Source organism: Flavobacterium hankyongi (assembly GCF_036840915.1).
In the GTDB taxonomy this organism is placed as follows: Bacteria; Bacteroidota; Bacteroidia; order Flavobacteriales; family Flavobacteriaceae; genus Flavobacterium; species Flavobacterium hankyongi.
Window position 1 is genome coordinate 3436830 of sequence record NZ_CP085725.1, and the last position, 18631, is coordinate 3455460.

Here is an 18631-nt window from a genome sequence, read left to right on the forward strand (position 1 = left end):
GGATAGCCCGACCACGACAGGGGAGTGGACTCGCCTAATTAATTGTTAAATAAATCGTGAAATGCTAAATCGAAAATTTTAAATATTTTATCTTTGCCAACTATATTTGATAGTATGAAATTTGATTTAGTACAAAAAGATCCTCAAACTAAGGCGAGAGCCGGTTTTGTTACTACGGATCATGGTGTTATAGAAACACCTATTTTTATGCCTGTGGGAACTGTTGCTTCTGTTAAAGGAGTCCATCAGCGCGAATTGAAAGAAGAAATAAATCCTGATATTATTTTGGGTAATACGTACCATTTATATCTTAGACCTCAGACAGAGATTTTAGAAAAAGCTGGTGGATTGCATAAATTCATGAACTGGGATAGAAATATTTTGACAGATTCAGGAGGTTATCAGGTATATTCGTTGTCTTCTAATAGAAAAATTAAAGAAGAAGGAGTTAAATTCAAATCACATATTGACGGTTCATATCATTTCTTTTCACCAGAAAGCGTGATGGAAATTCAGCGTACCATTGGAGCCGATATTATCATGGCGTTTGACGAATGTACTCCATATCCTTGTGATTATCGTTATGCTAAACGTTCTATGCACATGACGCATCGCTGGTTAGACAGATGTGTTACGCATTTAGAAAAGTTACCTTTTAAATATGGTTATGAGCAAACACTTTTTCCTATTGTTCAAGGTAGCACATATAAAGATTTACGCGAGCAATCTGCAGAATATATTGCAAATGTTGGAGCTAAAGGTAATGCTATTGGAGGACTTTCTGTAGGAGAGCCTGCAGAGGAAATGTATGCCATGACCGAAGTGGTTACGGCAATTCTTCCAGAAGATAAACCTCGTTATTTAATGGGAGTAGGAACGCCAATTAATATTTTAGAAAATATCGCTTTAGGTATTGATATGTTCGATTGTGTTATGCCAACACGAAATGCTCGTAACGGAATGTTATTTACAGCACATGGTACTATCAATATCAAAAATAAAAAGTGGGAAGCTGATTTTTCACCAATTGATGAAATGGGTCATACTTTTGTTGATACTGAATATACTAAAGCATATTTGCGTCACCTTTTTGCTGCTAATGAGTATCTAGGAAAGCAAATTGCTACAATTCACAATCTTGGTTTTTACATGTGGTTGGTTCGTGAAGCCAGAAAGCATATCTTAGCAGGAGATTTCCGTGAGTGGAAAGAAAAAATGGTCAAACAAATGAGCCAGCGTCTATAATGTTCAAACAGTTATTTTCGAAACTTACAATTATTGATAGATACATATTAAGAAGGTATTTAATGACCTTTTCAATCATGTTGATAATGTTTATTCCTATTGGTATAATTGTAGACGTTTCTGAAAAGGTGAATAAAATTTTAGAAAACAAGGTTCCGTTTCCTAAAGTAGCAGCTTATTATGTTGATTTCATTATCTACTTTGCGAATTTACTTTTTCCAATTTTTCTGTTTCTTTCAATTATTTGGTTTACTTCAAAATTGGCCAATAATACAGAGATTGTTGCTATTTTAAGTTCGGGGATTTCATTTCAGCGTTTCTTAAGGCCTTATATTGTTGGGGCTACTATGGTTTCAATTTTTGCTTTATTGATGGGATTCTTTTTGGTTCCAAAAGCAAGTGAGGGCTTTAATAATTTTAGGTACATGTATTTAAAAGGAAATGGCCGAAATCAAATGCGGGAAACTAGTGATGTTTATCGTCAAATTAGTGATTCTGAGTTTATTTACGCTAGTAATTTCAATCAGGAAGCCAAAACTGGATACAACTTTGTTTATGAAAAGTTTGATAAGGAGAAAATGCTTTATAAAATCACTGCAAGTTCTATAGTATGGAATCCAAAAGATAGTACTTATACATTGATGAATTACAATAAAAGAACTGTTGGTGATCTTGATGATAAAATTGAAACTGAAAATACTAAAAGTATGAAGTTTAATTTTGATTTGGAAGATTTAACTCCAGTCGTTTATATAGCGGAAACATTGAATTTGGCTGAACTTAATAAGTTTATTGAAAAGGAGAGAAAACGCGGTTCTGCAAATATTAATACCTATTTAGTTGTAAAATATAGAAAGTACAGTGTTCCAGTTTCAGCATTTATTTTAACCATTATTGCTGTGGCAGTTTCTTCTATGAAACGTCGCGGTGGAATGGGAGTAAATCTAGCAATTGGTATTGCTTTAGCTTTTAGTTATGTGTTTTTAGATAAAATTTTTGGAACAGTAGCTGAAAAGTCTTCATTTTCACCTCTTATAGGTGTTTGGATTCCAAATATTATTTATGGTATTTTAGCTTTTTACTTACTTCGAAATGCCAAACGATAAAAATCTAAATAGCTATCTATTACTTCATTTAATCGTTTTTATTTGGGGATTTACTGCAGTTTTAGGAGCTTTAATTTCGCTTGAAGCTTTATCATTGGTTTGGTACAGAATGTTGTTTGCTTCTGTTTTTATTTATGCATACATTCTTTTTAAGAAAATACCATTGCAATTACCATTAAGAACAATAATGATTTTTTTATTGGCAGGTTTGGTTATAGCCATGCATTGGTATACTTTTTTTGCGGCCATAAAGGTTTCAAATATATCTGTCACTCTTGCCTGTTTGTCAACAGGAGCTTTTTTTACTTCAATACTTGAGCCAATCTTTTATAAACGAAAGATAATTCCGTACGAAGTTGTTTTTGGATTGTTTGTAATTATTGGGTTGTATATAATTTTTAATGTAAAAGGGAACTATATTGAAGGTATAATATTAGCGTTAACATCAGCATTTTTATCAGCTTCCTTTTCGATTATCAATGGGAAATTTGCAAAAAAATACGATCCAACTGTAATCTCTTTTTATGAAATATTTGGTGGTGTAATTTTCTTTTCAATCTTTATTTTGTTTAAAGGAGCTTTTTCTGTGGAGTTTTTCCAGTTAACACTTAATGATTTCATTTGGATGCTTGTGCTTAGTTCTATATGTACAGCCTATGCGTTTATTGCTTCGGTCGGAGTTATGAAATATTTAAGTCCATACACAGTAATGCTTACCATAAACTTAGAACCTATATACGGAATCATATTAGCTCTTATTGTTTTTAATGAAAAAGAGAAGATGAGCCCACAATTTTATATAGGCGCTTTTATTATTTTAGCAACAGTAATATTAAACGGAGTTTTTAAAAATAGAAATAAGTAATTGCTTGAAATTTAGCTATGTAAGGTCTGTGTGTTGATAAACTTTAAAATTTACTTTTAAACTCAACCGAAAACTTTATCTTTGTTAATTCAAATGAGAATAAAAACCCAAAAATCTTATGGAATATTTAGATTTTGAGCTACCTATTAAAGAGCTTGAGGAACAATTAGAAAAATGCCAACAAATTGGTGAAGACTCTCAGGTTGATGTAACTGCAACTTGTGAAAACCTTACTCAAAAATTAGAAGAAACTAAGAAACAATTATACGCAAACTTGACTGCATGGCAACGTGTTCAAATGTCAAGACATCCAAACAGACCTTATACATTAGAGCATATCGCTAACCTAACAGATAATACTTTCCTAGAATTATTTGGAGATCGTGGTGTACGTGATGATAAAGCGATGGTTGGTGGTTTAGGAAAAATAAACGGTCAGTCATTTATGATTATTGGCCAACAAAAAGGGATAAATACTAAAATGCGCCAGTTACGTAATTTTGGTATGGCAAACCCTGAAGGCTACCGTAAAGCATTGCGCTTAATGAAAATGGCTGAAAAATTCAATATCCCTGTATTAACTTTAGTAGATACTCCAGGAGCTTATCCAGGTCTTGAAGCTGAAGAAAGAGGACAAGGTGAGGCTATTGCAAGAAATATCCTTGAAATGATTCGTCTTAAAGTGCCAATTATTACAGTTATTATTGGTGAAGGTGCTTCGGGAGGAGCTTTAGGGATAGGTGTTGGAGATAAAGTGTATATGATGGAAAATACATGGTACTCTGTAATTTCACCAGAATCTTGCTCTTCTATTTTATGGAGAAGCTGGGAATATAAAGAGCAAGCAGCTGAGGCTTTAAAATTAACTGCTAAGGATATGAAAGCAAATAACTTAGTAGATGATATTATTCCTGAGCCATTAGGAGGAATACACCGTGATAAAGAAGCAGGTTTTAAATTTGTTAAAGAATATATTGTTAAAGGATTTAATGAGTTAAAAGACTTATCAACAAACGATTTAATTGCCCAAAGAATGGATAAATACAGTAAAATGGGGCAGTACAACGAATAACTAACTACTTTTAGTTAAAAAATCCGAAGCCTTATCGTTTCGGATTTTTTTTTGGTTATTAACATAAAACTAATTGTTTTCAACAACTTATATTAACAAGTCAAAAGGATAAAAATTTATTTTTTGACTACCTTTGAAACATGGAAAATATCCGAAACATTAACCCTGTAAGAGTAGATAAAACTACTATTATAAACCTTGAAAAAGGAAAACTCCCTCCGCAGGTTCTTGACCTAGAAGAAGCGGTATTGGGAGCTATGATGATTGATAAAAAGGGGGTAGATGAAGTTATTGATATTCTACAACCTGATGCGTTCTATAAAGATGCTCATAAGTATATTTTTGAGGCAATTGTTACTTTATTTAATGACTCACAACCAATTGACTTATTAACAGTTTCCGCTCAATTGAAAAAGATGGGAAAACTAGATTTGTCAGGAGGTGATTTTTATTTGATTCAACTTACTCAAAAAATTTCATCTTCGGCGCATATCGAGTTCCACTCAAGAATTATTCTTCAAAAATATATTCAAAGAAGTTTGATTAAAATTTCTTCAGAAATTATTGAAGATTCTTACGATGAAACAACTGATGTTTTCGATTTGTTAGACAAAGCCGAATCAAAACTGTACGAAGTAACTCAAGGAAATATTAAGCGTAGTTCAGAAACTGCTCAAAGCTTAGTAATTCAAGCAAAAAAGCGTATTGAAGAAATTGCTGGGAAAGAAGGATTAAGCGGAATAGCAACTGGTTTCGATAAACTTGATGAAGTTACATCGGGTTGGCAACCATCTGATTTGATTATTATTGCAGCTCGTCCTGGTATGGGTAAAACGGCTTTCGTATTATCGATGGCCCGTAATATGGCTATTGATCATAGTCATGCAGTTGCCGTTTTCTCTCTAGAAATGTCATCAGTTCAGTTGATTACTCGTTTAATTTCGTCTGAAACTGGTTTGTCTTCAGAAAAATTAAGAACAGGGAAGTTAGAAAAACACGAGTGGGAGCAATTAAGTGTTAAGGTAAAGGACTTAGAAAAAGCACCCTTGTTTATTGATGATACGCCATCACTTTCTATTTTCGATTTAAGAGCAAAAGCAAGACGTTTAAAATCTCAGCATAACATTAAAATTATAATTGTCGATTATCTTCAGTTAATGACTGCTGGTGGTGGAGGTAAAGGTGGAGGAAACCGTGAGCAAGAAATATCAACAATTTCCCGAAACTTAAAAGCCTTGGCTAAAGAACTTGAGGTTCCAGTTATTGCATTATCTCAGTTATCGCGTGCTGTTGAAACTCGTGGCGCTAGTAAAAGACCTTTACTTTCTGACCTTCGTGAATCTGGAGCAATTGAGCAAGATGCCGATATTGTATCGTTTATTTACCGTCCGGAATATTATAAAATTGATGAATGGGATGATGATGAACATACACCTACCCAAGGACAAGCCGAATTTATTATTGCGAAACACCGTAATGGTGGTTTAGAAAATATTCGTCTTAAATTCATCGGTCAGTATGGTAAGTTTGACAATTTGGAAGATTTTAGTTCTGGATTTAGTGATTTACCTTCAAAAATGAATCTTGATGATCAAGCTAATCCTTTCATCACGCCTAATCTACCTTCCGCAAATGATGCTTTCGGAAGTAATCTGAATAATTTCGATGATGACAGTGATGTCCCATTCTAAATGATAAAAATCTTTTAATAAAAAGCTGTTCCGTAAAGAACAGCTTTTTTTATAAAATCAAATACAGATAAAATTTTTAAAAATATTTTTGGTTTTAAAAAGAACCTTATCAATAGATATTAAAATTGTATTTTAGTGAAAATTTAGATGACAATTACTATGATTTCAATTTGTAAATAAATGAATGCTATTTTATCTGTTATTATTCCTGTCTATAATGAGGAAAAAACAATTTTAAAAATTCTTGAAAAGATTGAATCTGTTGTTTTACAACATGAGATTGAAAAGGAAATCATTATTGTTAATGATTGTTCTTCAGATGCATCTGAGATTTTAATTCAAAACTACTTACAAGAAAACAAACATCTAAATATTAAATACTTTTCTAATGTAATAAATATGGGCAAGGGGGCTTCAATTCATAAAGGAATTAGTGAAGCGAGTGGAGACTATATTATTATTCAAGATGCAGATTTAGAATACGATCCAAGAGAGTATAATATACTTCTTCAACCTTTTTTAGATGGGTTTGCCGATGTTGTTTATGGTTCAAGATTTATGGGAAGTAAACCACACCGAATTTTGTTTTTTTGGCATACAGTAGGGAATAAGTTTTTGACTTTTTTATCCAATATGATGACCAATTTAAATTTAACAGATATGGAAACGTGTTATAAAATGTTTACCGCAGATGTTTTGAAATCTATACAATTAAAAGAAAAACGGTTTGGATTTGAACCGGAAGTGACTGCAAAAATCGCAAGAATTCCGAATATCCGAATTTATGAAGTGGGTATATCTTACTATGGGAGAACATACAAAGAAGATAAAAAAATCACTTGGAAAGATGGATTTCGAGCAATATTTTGCATTATTAAATATGGTTTTCTAAAATTGTAATCCCATTATTTTTATAAATTATCTTGTCTTAAAATAAAATGATATGGCTAACAAAAAGCAAACAAATTCAAAAATAATTTCTGAGGGAAAAGAAACACAAAAATCATATTCATGGATGTTATGGGCTGTTGGAATTGTTTCCTTTGCTTTGTATGCAAATACTTTGGCTCATGGCTTTGTTTTAGATGATATAGCTGTTATTGAGCAAAATAAATTTGTAAAAAATGGTATTTTGGGAATCAAAGATATTTTAACTACTTTTTATTGGCAGGGATATTGGAATTCAAATAGTGGTTTATATAGACCAATGTCTTTAATCTTTTTTGCAATTGAATGGCAATTGATGCCCAATTCTCCTTTTATTCATCATTTTAGCAATGTTGTATTGTATGTTTTGAATAATATATTGTTGTTCATAATACTAAGACATTTTTTTAAAAACTATTCGTATTGGATTTCATTTATCATCGTGATCCTTTTTGCAGTTCACCCAATACATACTGAAGTTGTTGCTAACATTAAAAGTAGAGATGAAATTTTGTGCTTGCTTTTTTTCCTGTTGTCTGTCTACAGTTCATTCTGTAGAAAAGGAATGTATTGGAAAATTACATCGGTTATTTTCTTCCTTTTTTGCTTACTTTCTAAAGAAGCAGGCATTTTGTTTCTTCCAATTTTGGCTTTCCTTTCATGGAACGAATTCAAGAATACCCAACAAGTAGTAAAAAGTGTTTTGCCTCATGTTGTTGTTACTATTTGTTGGTTAATTTGTCATCAGTTTATAATAAATACATCTCCATACAAAAGAATACAATATACTTATTTGGATAATTCTTTAGTAGCTTGTGGGGATAAATTGACACAAATAGCAACAGGTTTTACAATTTTAGGACGTTACATCTGTAATGCTTTTTTTCCTGTGAATATGAGTTATGATTATTCCTTTAACCAAATTCCCTGTGCTGAATTTTTATCATTGTCTTTTTTTGGGAGTATATTTTTAATACTACTATTACTAGGAATTGCTTTTTATTATAGAAAGAAATGTTCTGTTATTTCATTTGCAATTATTTTCTTTTTTATAACCATCACTTTAGCTACAAATATCATAACGTTGATCGGAACAACAATGGGGGATAGGTTGCTATATACACCAGTTTTAGGAATCTGTATTACTTCCGTTTTTATTGTTTTCCATAGTTTTAAGAAGATGCAAAAAGACTCGAATAATAGTAGAATAATTTTTGCTTTTGGATTACTCTTTTTGGCTTTTTTCATTAATTCTTTCCAAAGAAATAAAGACTGGAAATCTAATTTTACTCTTTTAACTTCAGATATAAATCACGCTCCAAATAGTGCACGAGTTAACTTTAATTACGCAACTACTTTTTTTTCACAATTACCAGAAGATATTTCCGAGCAGCAATCACAGTTGCCTAGCATTATTGAGTATTATAAAAGAGCTTTGCGTATTGATCCAAATGATAAGGGTACATTGACGAATCTAGGTGTTTGTTATTATAGATTGAAAGATTATGATAATGCCTATAGTTGTACTAGTAAGGCGATGGAAATTGATCCAAATGACGGAACGCTTTTTAGAAATATGGCAGACATATATTTTATGAAGGGTGAATTTGAAAAAGCTGTTACCTATTACAAGAAAAGTATTTTAAGTAAATCAGATGATTCAAATACATATAACTTTTATGGTTCTGCTCTTTTTAATTTGAAAAGATACAATGAAGCGATGACTGTTTTTGAAGAAGGACTTAAGAAACAACCTAATCATGCTCAAATGTGGTTAAATTATGGTAATGCATTGGCTATATCAATTCATTTCAAAGAGGCTATTAAAGCCTTTGAAAAAGCTTATGCATTAAATCCTGATCAAAAACAAGCTCTTAATTGCTTATTCATGGTATACAGAGACACTGGAGATTATGTTAAAGCAAATTATTACTATGAACTTTATATAAAAAAATAGGCCGTATTAATACGGCCTATAATTATTTGTTTGGTTATTTATTAGTTACTTTTTTATAACTAATTTTTTTGTTGGAATATTTGTTCCTTTACCACCTTTTACAAAGTAGGTCCCTTCACTTAGTCTTTCAATATTGATGGTAGTTTTAGTATTAGCTTTTGCACTAAAACGTTCTACAATTTGACCTATTTGATTTATAATTACAAAATCACCATCTGTTTCAGTCTCAATATTAAGATTTCCATTCGTTGGATTAGGATACATTTTGAATTTAGAGAATAAATCAAATTCATTAATGCCAAGAGTAGTTACTGTAATACAATTTGAAGTCACAGTACAACCACCAACAGTAATGTCAACTTTATAATCTCCAACTACAGTAGGAGTATAAGTTTGATTTGTTTCACCTGTTAAACTTGTATTAGGACAACTGTACCATTGATAAGTAGCTCCAGTTTGAGTTGCAGTCAATACACCAGCAGCTTGAGTTACGTTTGAATCAATAGCTGATGGTTCAGTAATTGTGAAACTTTGAGTATCTGTACAACCATTCGCATCGGTAACCGTAACAGTATAAGTTCCTGCTACAAGTCCAGAAGCAGTTGTACTAGTTCCGCCAGTTGGAGCCCAAGAATAAGTATACCCAGCAGTTCCACCTGAAGCACTTACTGTAGCAGATCCGTTTGCACCACCATTACAAGATACATTGGTTTGCGCTGAAGCTGATGCAATTAATGCAGTTGGTTGTATTATTGTAAAACTTTGAGTATCTGTACAGCCATTAGCATCTGTAACCGTAACAGTGTAAGTTCCTGCTGTAAGTCCTGAAGCTGTAGCGCCAGTTCCGCCAGTTGGAGCCCAAGAATAAGTATATCCAGCAGTTCCACCTGAAGCACTTACTGTAGCAGATCCGTTTGCACCACCATTACAAGATACATTGGTTTGCGCTGAAGCTGATGCAATTAATGCGGTTGGTTGATTTACAGTAATTCCAGAAACAGTTCCGGTACATCCATTAGCATCAGTAATTGTAACAGAGTAAGTTCCAGCAGCAAGTGAAGTTCTATCTTCGGTAGTTGGGCCACCCACCCAGTTAAAAGTATATGGTCCTACACCACCAGTTGGAGTCAGGTTGATTGCTCCTGTGTTACCACCATTACAAGCCACGTTTGTTACTACAGTTGTTCCGCTTACCGCAGAAGCTGGTTGTGTAACAGTTGCATTTACAGTTCCAGTACAACCATTAGCATCAGTGATAGTTACCGAATATGTTCCAGCAGCAAGTGAAGTTCTATCTTCGGTAGTTGGGCCACCCACCCAGTTAAAAGTATATGGTCCTACACCACCAGTTGGAGTCAGGTTGATTGCTCCTGTGTTACCACCATTACAAGCCACGTTTGTTACTACAGTTGTTCCGCTTACCGCAGAAGCTGGTTGTGTAACAGTTGCATTTACAGTTCCAGTACAACCATTAGCATCAGTGATAGTTACCGAATATGTTCCAGCAGCAAGTGAAGTTCTATCTTCGGTAGTTGGGCCACCCACCCAGTTAAAAGTATATGGTCCTACACCACCAGTTGGAGTCAGGTTAATTGCTCCTGTGTTACCACCAAAGCAAGCAACATTTGTTACTACAGTTGTTCCGCTTACCGCAGAAGTTGGTTGTGTAACAGTTGCATTTACAGTTCCAGTACAACCATTAGCATCAGTGATAGTTACCGAATATGTTCCAGCAGCAAGTGAAGTTCTATCTTCGGTAGTTGGGCCACCCACCCAGTTAAAAGTATATGGTCCTACACCACCAGTTGGAGTCAGGTTAATTGCTCCTGTGTTACCACCAAAGCAAGCAACATTTGTTACTACAGTTGTTCCGCTTACCGCAGAAGTTGGTTGTGTAACAGTTGCATTTACAGTTCCAGTACAACCATTAGCATCAGTGATAGTTACCGAATATGTTCCAGCAGCAAGTGAAGTTCTATCTTCGGTAGTTGGGCCACCCACCCAGTTAAAAGTATATGGTCCTACACCACCAGTTGGAGTCAGGTTAATTGCTCCTGTGTTACCACCAAAGCAAGCAACATTTGTTACTACAGTTGTTCCGCTTACCGCAGAAGCTGGTTGTGTAACAGTTGCATTTACAGTTCCAGTACAACCATTAGCATCAGTGATAGTTACCGAATATGTTCCAGCAACAAGTGAAGTTCTATCTTCGGTAGTTGGGCCACCCACCCAGTTAAAAGTATATGGTCCTACACCACCAGTTGGAGTCAGGTTAATTGCTCCTGTGTTACCACCAAAGCAAGCAACATTTGTTACTACAGTTGTTCCGCTTACCGCAGAAGCTGGTTGTGTAACAGTTGCATTTACAGTTCCAGTACAACCATTAGCATCAGTGATAGTTACCGAATATGTTCCAGCAGCAAGTGAAGTTCTATCTTCGGTAGTTGGGCCACCCACCCAGTTAAAAGTATATGGTCCTACACCACCAGTTGGAGTCAGGTTAATTGCTCCTGTGTTACCACCAAAGCAAGCAACATTTGTTACTACAGTTGTTCCGCTTACCGCAGAAGCTGGTTGTGTAACAGTTGCATTTACAGTTCCAGTACAACCATTAGCATCAGTGATAGTTACCGAATATGTTCCAGCAGCAAGTGAAGTTCTATCTTCGGTAGTTGGGCCACCCACCCAGTTAAAAGTATATGGTCCTACACCACCAGTTGGAGTCAGGTTAATTGCTCCTGTGTTACCACCAAAGCAAGCAACATTTGTTACTACAGTTGTTCCGCTTACCGCAGAAGCTGGTTGTGTAATTGTAAAGTTTCTAGTAGCGGTACATCCGTTAGCATCAGTTACAGTACATGTCCAAGTACCTGCTGTTAGGCCAGTTACCGAAGTTGTTCCGTCTCCAGTTGGATTTCCTGGAGTCCAGTTGTAGGTATATCCACCAGCTCCACCTGTAGCAGTATTTACTGAGGCAGCACCATTTGATCCTCCATTACAAGCTATATTAGTTTGAGAAGCAGCTGTAAGAGAAAGGGCAGGAGGTTGTGTAATTGTAAAGTTTCTAGTAGCAGTACATCCGTTAGCATCAGTTACAGTACATGTCCAAGTACCTGCTGTTAGTCCAGTAACCGAAGTTGTTCCGTCTCCAGTTGGATTTCCTGGAGTCCAGTTGTAGGTATATCCACCAGCTCCACCTGTAGCAGCATTTACTGAGGCAGCACCATTTGATCCTCCATTACAAGCTATATTAGTTTGAGAATTAGGATTTAATGTTAAAGCAGGAGGTTGGGTTATAGTATAATTTCTTGTTGCAGTACAACCAATATTGTCTGTTACTGTTACTGTATAGCTTCCAGCACTCAATCCTGAAGCTGTTGATCCAGTCCCGCCAGAAGGTGACCAAGAATAAGTGTAAGGTGCAATTCCTCCTGTAGGTATAATTGTAGCCGAACCTGTATTTCCTCCATTACAAGCGACATTGGTTTGTGAAGCTGTTGAGGTATTAATATTGGATATTGTTAAGGTTGCTTGACTTGAATTTGTAAAACAAGTAATAGTTCCGTTATAAGTAATACATCTATACAAATAACCATTCATGCCAGAAGTAGCTCCAGTTATCGTTAAAGTGTTTGTTGTTGCATTTGAATAAACACCTCCATTAGCGATATCAGTAAATCCACTTCCAGTATTCACCTGCCATTGATAACCAGTTGCTCCTGTTGCAGTTACTGCAAAGGTTGTATTTGCATTATTGCAAATACTTCTGTTACTTGGTTGTGCAGTAATTGTTGGCGCAACACATACAGGAGTTTCTAATAATCTAAAATTATCGATAGCCCACTCTTCACTAGCGGCGTTCATAAAAGCTCTAATTCTTAAATCTAAAGTTGTTCCTGTTGAAGGTATAGGTACTTCAAGATTTTGAAAAGTTGAATTAAGAATAGTACTATCTCCAATACTGTCGTTATTAGTGTCTATAGCTAATGATTTATTGTCTGTTCCACTGGTAGTTCCATTATTTGCGAAAAATCTTAACAAAGGTTGATATGCCCCGCCATCAACTCTATATTCGACAATTACGTAATCATTATGTGAAAAACCAAATGCAGTGTTTTCAAATGCAGCTGTAGTGTTATTTGCTGCAAAAAGACCTCTAAAAATAAGACCGCTTTTGCCATTAATATTAATTCCAGTCCAATTGATTTCTTGTTCTTCAGTTCCAACAATTGTTGTTCCAGTCATTCCATCATGATCCTCACCAGCCCAAAATTTAGAACCTTCTACACTTGAATATCCACCAGTAGGAGTTGTTACAATATTAATTGAGGCATTATTAGTCCTAACAAAATATGCTGTATAGGGAAAACCAAATCCAGTATTGTTCTCGGGGGTTCTGGTCCCGCTTGATGGTGCTCCGGCATCTTCAAAAGTATCGCTCCAAAACTGAGTTTGGGCATTACCATTAAAAAGACCAAAGAGTAACACCATAAAAAGTAGTGTAATTTTTTGTTTCATTTTATTTAGTATTTAGTTTATATTTGAAATATTTATTTGACTAATCTAAAATCGAAAAAAGATGATATTTCATTTTCCGAATGTTCATTTTTAGGACAATTATTATGGTCAAAATTTTTATTGTAATTCCATTCATTACTATGTAAATGGCAACCACCTGCAGATAAATAGATGTATCCAGTATAAGGTTTGTATCCTGTTGCAGTAATTTCTACCTTAATTTTTTTACTGACCTTGCCTTCAGTGGTAAAACCAGATAGGATAGTATAATCCCCATTAGCTGTGAATATATCTTGGGTCGAGTTTAAAAGTCTATTCACTTTAGCTTTAACAGACATTTTACAATTTTCAATCGGTTTTAAGGTAGTCGCATCTAGAATTGATCCTTTCAGAACAATTTTTTTAGAAATCTTTCTAAGAGGTAATAAATCTATTACTGTACTTTTTTCTATTTGAGTGTTATTAGCTAGTACATTTGTTCCTGAAACTGCTAAAATACCCATTGAAACTATACTTGCGTTTTTTACGAACAATCTTCTTTTCATAATTTTTAGATTTGATTTTTTATGAGAATACTTTTCAATGATAAATTGGAAGTTATCATTGAAAAGTTTCCCTTTTAATTGGTTGCAGAAAAATTATTTTTTAATAATCATTTTTTGAGTAATTACTTTTGAACCATCAGTTCCTTTTATAAAGTAAATACCATCCGATAGTGAATTAAGATTAATACTGTTTATAGTATTAGAGTTTATTTTGAAAGTATTAACCATTTGTCCTAATTGATTTATTACTTGAAAATCACCATCAAAATCTGATTTTATATTAATCACACTACCATTATTAGGATTTGGATACAATACAAATGATTTGTTTAAAATAAAACCTTCATTACTTAATGTACTGTCTAGTAACCTTAAATTATCCATTGCCCATTCTTCATTACTTGAATTAGAATGTGATCTGATTCTTAAATCCAATGTAGTTCCTGTTCCTAGGATTGAATTTTCAAACTGTTGAAAATTAGTTGAAAGTATAGTTCCATCCCCAATATTGTCTGAATTAGTATCTAAGGCTAAAGATCTATTGTTTGTGCCTGAACCAATATCGTTGTTTCCATAAAATCTTAGAAGTGGGCTGTAAGCACCTCCGTCAATTCTATATTCAACAATTATATAATCGCTATGTGTGTCTCCTAAAGCTTGTGTCTCAAAAGCAGCTGATGTGTTGTTTGCTGCAAATAGTCCTTTAAAATGAAGACCAGTTTTACCACTAATGTTAATTCCTGTCCAGTCAATTTGTTGTTCTTCTGTTCCTGCTAATGGTGCTCCCGAAATGTCATCATGATTTTCACCAGCCCAAAATTTCGCTCCTTCTCCTAATTGGTATCCACCACTAAGTGATGATACAAGGCTAATGTTAGAATTATTTGTTCTAATGAAATATGATGATAAAGGAGAACCAAAACCTGAATTATTTTCAGCCGTTCTTACACCGTTAGATGGTGCTCCTGTGTCTTCAAAAGTATCATTCCAAAAGGAAGGAGTTGCAACAGGAACATAATTTACAACAGCATTACCATTCATTGTAGAAGTACATAAACCAACGTTTCTAGTGCCAATTACAGTATAAGTTCCTGATGTTGTTTGATTACCAAAAGAAATTGCTGACCCAGTTCCTGCCACAGGTGATCCTACATTAGATGCTCCATTTTTTAATTGATAAGTAACTCCAACTTCTGAATTTGATAAACCAACTGAAACCGATGAACCAGTTCCTCCACCTGTGACATTATATACTATTGGATTAACACATACTGGTCCTTCTTGAATTTTAAAATTATCTATGGCCCATTCTTCACTTCCACCATTCATATAGCTTCTGATTCTAAGTGTTAAAATCAAACCAGATCCTGGGATTTGTTTTTCAAAAGATTGAAAAGTTGAAGTAAGAATTGTACCATCACCTATATTATCTCCATTAGTATCTAATGACAATGATTTGTTATTTGTGCCACTGTTAATTCCATTATTCGCATAAAATTTCAAAAGCGGTAAATAAGCTCCTCCATCAATACTGTATTCAACGATTATGTAATCATTGTGGCTTGATCCAAAAGCAGAGTTTTCAAAAGCTGCGGTTGTGTTATTTGCAGCAAAAAGTCCATTAAAATACAAATTTGATCTACCACTAATACTGATTGTACTCCAAGTAATTTGTTGCTCTTCAGTGCCTGCAACAATTGCTCCAGTGATTTCATCATGATTTTCTCCAGCCCAAAACTTTGATCCTTCGCCAGATAAATAACCTCCACTTAGTGAAGTTACAACATTTATTCCTGAATTGTTGGTTCTCGCAAAATAAGAGGTATAAGGAGTGTCTGTTCCAGTATTGTTTCCTGGAGTTCTTGTGCCACTTGACGGAGCTCCTGCATCTTCAAATGTATCACTCCAAAAAACCTGTGCTTGTCCAGTAAAAATACCAAACACAAGTAAGATGATTGATAAAGTAATTTTGATCTTCATTTTATTAAATTTTTAGTTTATAGAATGTTTATTTTTAATGTTTTTAGTTTAATACGTATTGGTTTATTTTTTTTAAATTAGAATATTCCTTAGAAGTCATAATTCCTTCATCAGTACTTAAAATATTTATTCCAATTATTTCATTATCAGAACAAGCAATTTTTAAGAAGCCTTCATCGGATAATGATATAATACTGCCAACTTGCAGATTATCATGATGTTCATCTATTAAAACTGCTGAAATGATTTTTATTTGTTCACCAAGTAAAGTGGCATCTGCCCCAGTATTCCAAGGATTACAAGCGTTAATTAAAGCAATAATCTCCTGTGCATTCATGTTTTTCCAGTTAATGAATGTGTCAGACAGTTCTGGCTTTTCGTAATAACAAGAATCGTCTTCGTCCTGAACAAAATTGGGTATTTTGGATCCGTATTCTAACATGTTTGCAACATTAAGAACTACTTGAGACATTCTGTTGCTTATTTTGACAGTTAAACTACCGTATGTTTCATTTTGTTTGATTACAATTGGATCATTAAAAATAACGTTGCCTTCATCAAAATTGCTATTCATAAAATGGGCACAAATAGCAGTTTGTTCTTCTTGATTTCTTAAAACTTCAAAAATGGGCATTGGCCCTCTATACCTTGGTAATGGACCTGGATGAAAATTAATAAATCTGTCATCTCCATAGGATAAAACAGATTCTGGTATTAAATAAGGAAATGAAATTGAGAAAATATAATCCGGTCGTATTTCGTCTATCCATTCTCGCATAGCAGAAATAGATTTTTTAGTTGGAAAAGATTTAAAAGCTAATCCGCTATTTGTAGCTTCGTTTTCTAATGCTTCAGTTACAGATTTATTACCTTTACCAATTGCAATCCCACAAAGGAATTTCTCAAATGCTAATAACTGCAATGCTTTGAAAGCGAACTTCCCGCCACATAATATTACTATTTTCTTTTTGTTTTCCATTTTAAATACAAACGTAACTATTATACCAAGCAGAAGTAACACCTTCTAATTCTTGATTATATAAATCATCAAAATGTTGGTTAGTATTTTCTATTATTGAATTTATTTTTACAGAACAATTTCCATTGTCATCAGGTAAAATTGAAGCTTCATATAAAGGGGCTATAGTCTGATTGTATTTGGAATAAAATGTTATTAATCCTCTTGGACTTTTAAATTGAAATTCATTCAATCCATTTATGACTTTCGATACATTATTAGTATTGGTTTCTAAAAGAGATAGTATTTCTTTTACTAACTCAGCACTTTCCCATCCTAACAAGGTAAATATGTTTGGTATTTTACCTGCCGATTCTATTTCTTCTATAAATGATTTGTTTTCAGGGTTCTTAATATTTTTTGACCATGCAGCAATCCCGTGAATATTGTTACTTGGGCAAATTACATTTTTCAACATTGTTTCTTCAAAACCAAATGGAGTTAAAAAAATAGGGATATTTGTTTCATTAAATAAGTCTTTTATTTTTTGAAAATACCATTGCACATAATCGCCACTAAATAATGATAAAAAAGCAGAATCAGGATAAGAATCCAAATAACCAGTTAATGGTTCCATAGTAAAATCATCTTCTTTGTATCCCGTTGCGTGATTGAAACAAATTTTACCACCTTCATTTTCAAAACTTTTAGATAAACTATAGGTTTGTAGATAACCACCATCATAATAGCCAGTTATCATTCCACCTGTTTTATAGCCTTTTCTTACTGCTAATTTTGATGACAAATATGCCCCTAATGAGTTGTGTAGCGAATGATAAATTATATTTGGACAGACAGACCATTCTTGTGGCATATTAGCACCAGCATCGAGAACAATTAAAATTTTATTTGTTGCCAAGAATAAAGGACGTAATAGTTCCGCCATTCTGTGTCCTATGTAAGCTATAACCAAATCTGCATTTTCGTCCAATAATAATTTTTCTGCAGATCTATAGCATTGTTGCTTATCTGCACCAAATCCTATATTTTCAGTTACAATTTTAAAATCCTCTACCCCTATTTTTTTTAAATTGGATTTGAGCCCTTCAAATAGGTCAAATCCAATCGTTGAATAGTATGTGGATTTAGGTAATAAAAGTCCAATTTTTTTCATTTATAAAATTCTTGACAATAGTGAAATTGTCATTAGTTTTAGTTGCGTGAAGGAAAAATTCCAAAAACAGCAATCGAATAATTTATTGCTAAGTATGGGTTCATTATCGAAAATGGTTGACTTCCACCAGCCATAGCTGTAGATCCTGAAACTACTGGAGCACCTAATGAATTTGTAGGTGAAGCTACAGGTCCAAAAGTGTCGTTTACTGCATTACCAATGTAATTGTTGGTAGCGGAAGAATCTTCACTTGCAGAAGTAACAGGTATTCTTACATTAATACCCGTAGCAGCGTGATTGTGTATTGGCATATTGCTAGATATTAATGTTGTAGTTGGTGTGCCTCCAACTTGTCCCATAGTGTAAGTTGGTAACCCAGGGCCAGTACCTTGTCCAATAGGTACACGTCCTTGTAAGTTAGGTAATGCAAAAGTTGTTTGACCATTTCCTCCGTAAGTAGTTCCTAGTAAAGAGAAAAGTGCTGTGTTTTGTGCAATAGATAAAATTTGACCTTGACAAGTCATGTAGCTTTGAGGTGCAAAATTAAAACCAAAAATTTTGATTTCCCCAATGAAAGGTTCCGTAGACATAGT

13 protein-coding genes are annotated in these 18631 nt (G+C 33.9%); 7 read left to right on the plus strand and 6 right to left on the minus strand.

The window, feature by feature from the left end; genetic code table 11:
- Positions 1-114 precede the first annotated feature (114 nt).
- From tgt to LJY17_RS15755, 7 genes are all read left to right on the plus strand, one after another.
- Entirely contained in the window at positions 115-1245 is a 1131-nt protein-coding gene (tgt, locus tag LJY17_RS15725) for a tRNA guanosine(34) transglycosylase Tgt (protein WP_264544743.1), read from the plus strand.
- Positions 1245-2351 carry an LptF/LptG family permease gene (locus LJY17_RS15730; protein WP_264544858.1) on the plus strand — a complete coding sequence of 369 codons (1107 nt, stop codon included), beginning with the start codon at positions 1245-1247 and terminating at the stop codon, positions 2349-2351. The genes tgt and LJY17_RS15730 overlap by 1 nt, the downstream gene beginning before the upstream one ends.
- Complete coding sequence (locus LJY17_RS15735; RefSeq protein ID WP_264544744.1) at positions 2338-3216, plus strand: DMT family transporter; 879 nt, start codon at positions 2338-2340, stop codon at positions 3214-3216. The genes LJY17_RS15730 and LJY17_RS15735 overlap by 14 nt, the downstream gene beginning before the upstream one ends.
- A 118-nt stretch (positions 3217-3334) precedes the next feature.
- Entirely contained in the window at positions 3335-4288 is a 954-nt protein-coding gene (locus LJY17_RS15740; RefSeq protein WP_264544745.1) for an acetyl-CoA carboxylase carboxyltransferase subunit alpha, read from the plus strand.
- Positions 4289-4428: 140 nt separating this feature from the next.
- The gene (gene dnaB, locus LJY17_RS15745) at positions 4429-5979 is read left to right on the plus strand and encodes a replicative DNA helicase (RefSeq protein WP_264544746.1); all 1551 of its coding nucleotides are present in this window, start codon (positions 4429-4431) and stop codon (positions 5977-5979) included.
- 180 nt (positions 5980-6159) lie between these two features.
- Entirely contained in the window at positions 6160-6879 is a 720-nt protein-coding gene (locus tag LJY17_RS15750) for a glycosyltransferase family 2 protein (protein ID WP_264544747.1), read from the plus strand.
- Between the two features lie 43 nt (positions 6880-6922).
- Positions 6923-8863: a tetratricopeptide repeat protein gene (locus tag LJY17_RS15755; RefSeq protein WP_264544748.1), complete on the plus strand. Its 1941-nt coding sequence runs from the start codon at positions 6923-6925 to the stop codon at positions 8861-8863.
- A 45-nt stretch (positions 8864-8908) separates the two neighbouring features.
- On the opposite strand, the gene LJY17_RS15760 is transcribed toward LJY17_RS15755, so the two are convergent.
- The 6 genes from LJY17_RS15760 to LJY17_RS15785 form a co-directional block, all read right to left on the minus strand.
- The gene (locus LJY17_RS15760; protein WP_264544749.1) at positions 8909-13381 is read right to left on the minus strand and encodes a beta strand repeat-containing protein; all 4473 of its coding nucleotides are present in this window, start codon (positions 13379-13381) and stop codon (positions 8909-8911) included.
- A gap of 32 nt (positions 13382-13413) precedes the next feature.
- On the minus strand, positions 13414-13926 hold the full coding sequence (locus LJY17_RS15765; RefSeq protein ID WP_264544750.1) for a hypothetical protein: 513 nt from the start codon (positions 13924-13926) through the stop codon (positions 13414-13416).
- 93 nt (positions 13927-14019) lie between these two features.
- Entirely contained in the window at positions 14020-15906 is a 1887-nt protein-coding gene (locus LJY17_RS15770; RefSeq protein ID WP_264544751.1) for a T9SS type A sorting domain-containing protein, read from the minus strand.
- A gap of 43 nt (positions 15907-15949) precedes the next feature.
- On the minus strand, positions 15950-16885 hold the full coding sequence (locus tag LJY17_RS15775; RefSeq protein ID WP_264544752.1) for a methionyl-tRNA formyltransferase: 936 nt from the start codon (positions 16883-16885) through the stop codon (positions 15950-15952).
- Position 16886: 1 nt separating this feature from the next.
- Positions 16887-18038 (minus strand): ABC transporter substrate-binding protein, encoded by a 1152-nt coding sequence (locus LJY17_RS15780; protein WP_264544753.1) that lies wholly within the window; start codon positions 18036-18038, stop codon positions 16887-16889.
- A gap of 38 nt (positions 18039-18076) precedes the next feature.
- Positions 18077-18628 (minus strand): phage tail protein, encoded by a 552-nt coding sequence (locus LJY17_RS15785; protein ID WP_264544754.1) that lies wholly within the window; start codon positions 18626-18628, stop codon positions 18077-18079.
- Positions 18629-18631: the final 3 nt, after the last annotated feature.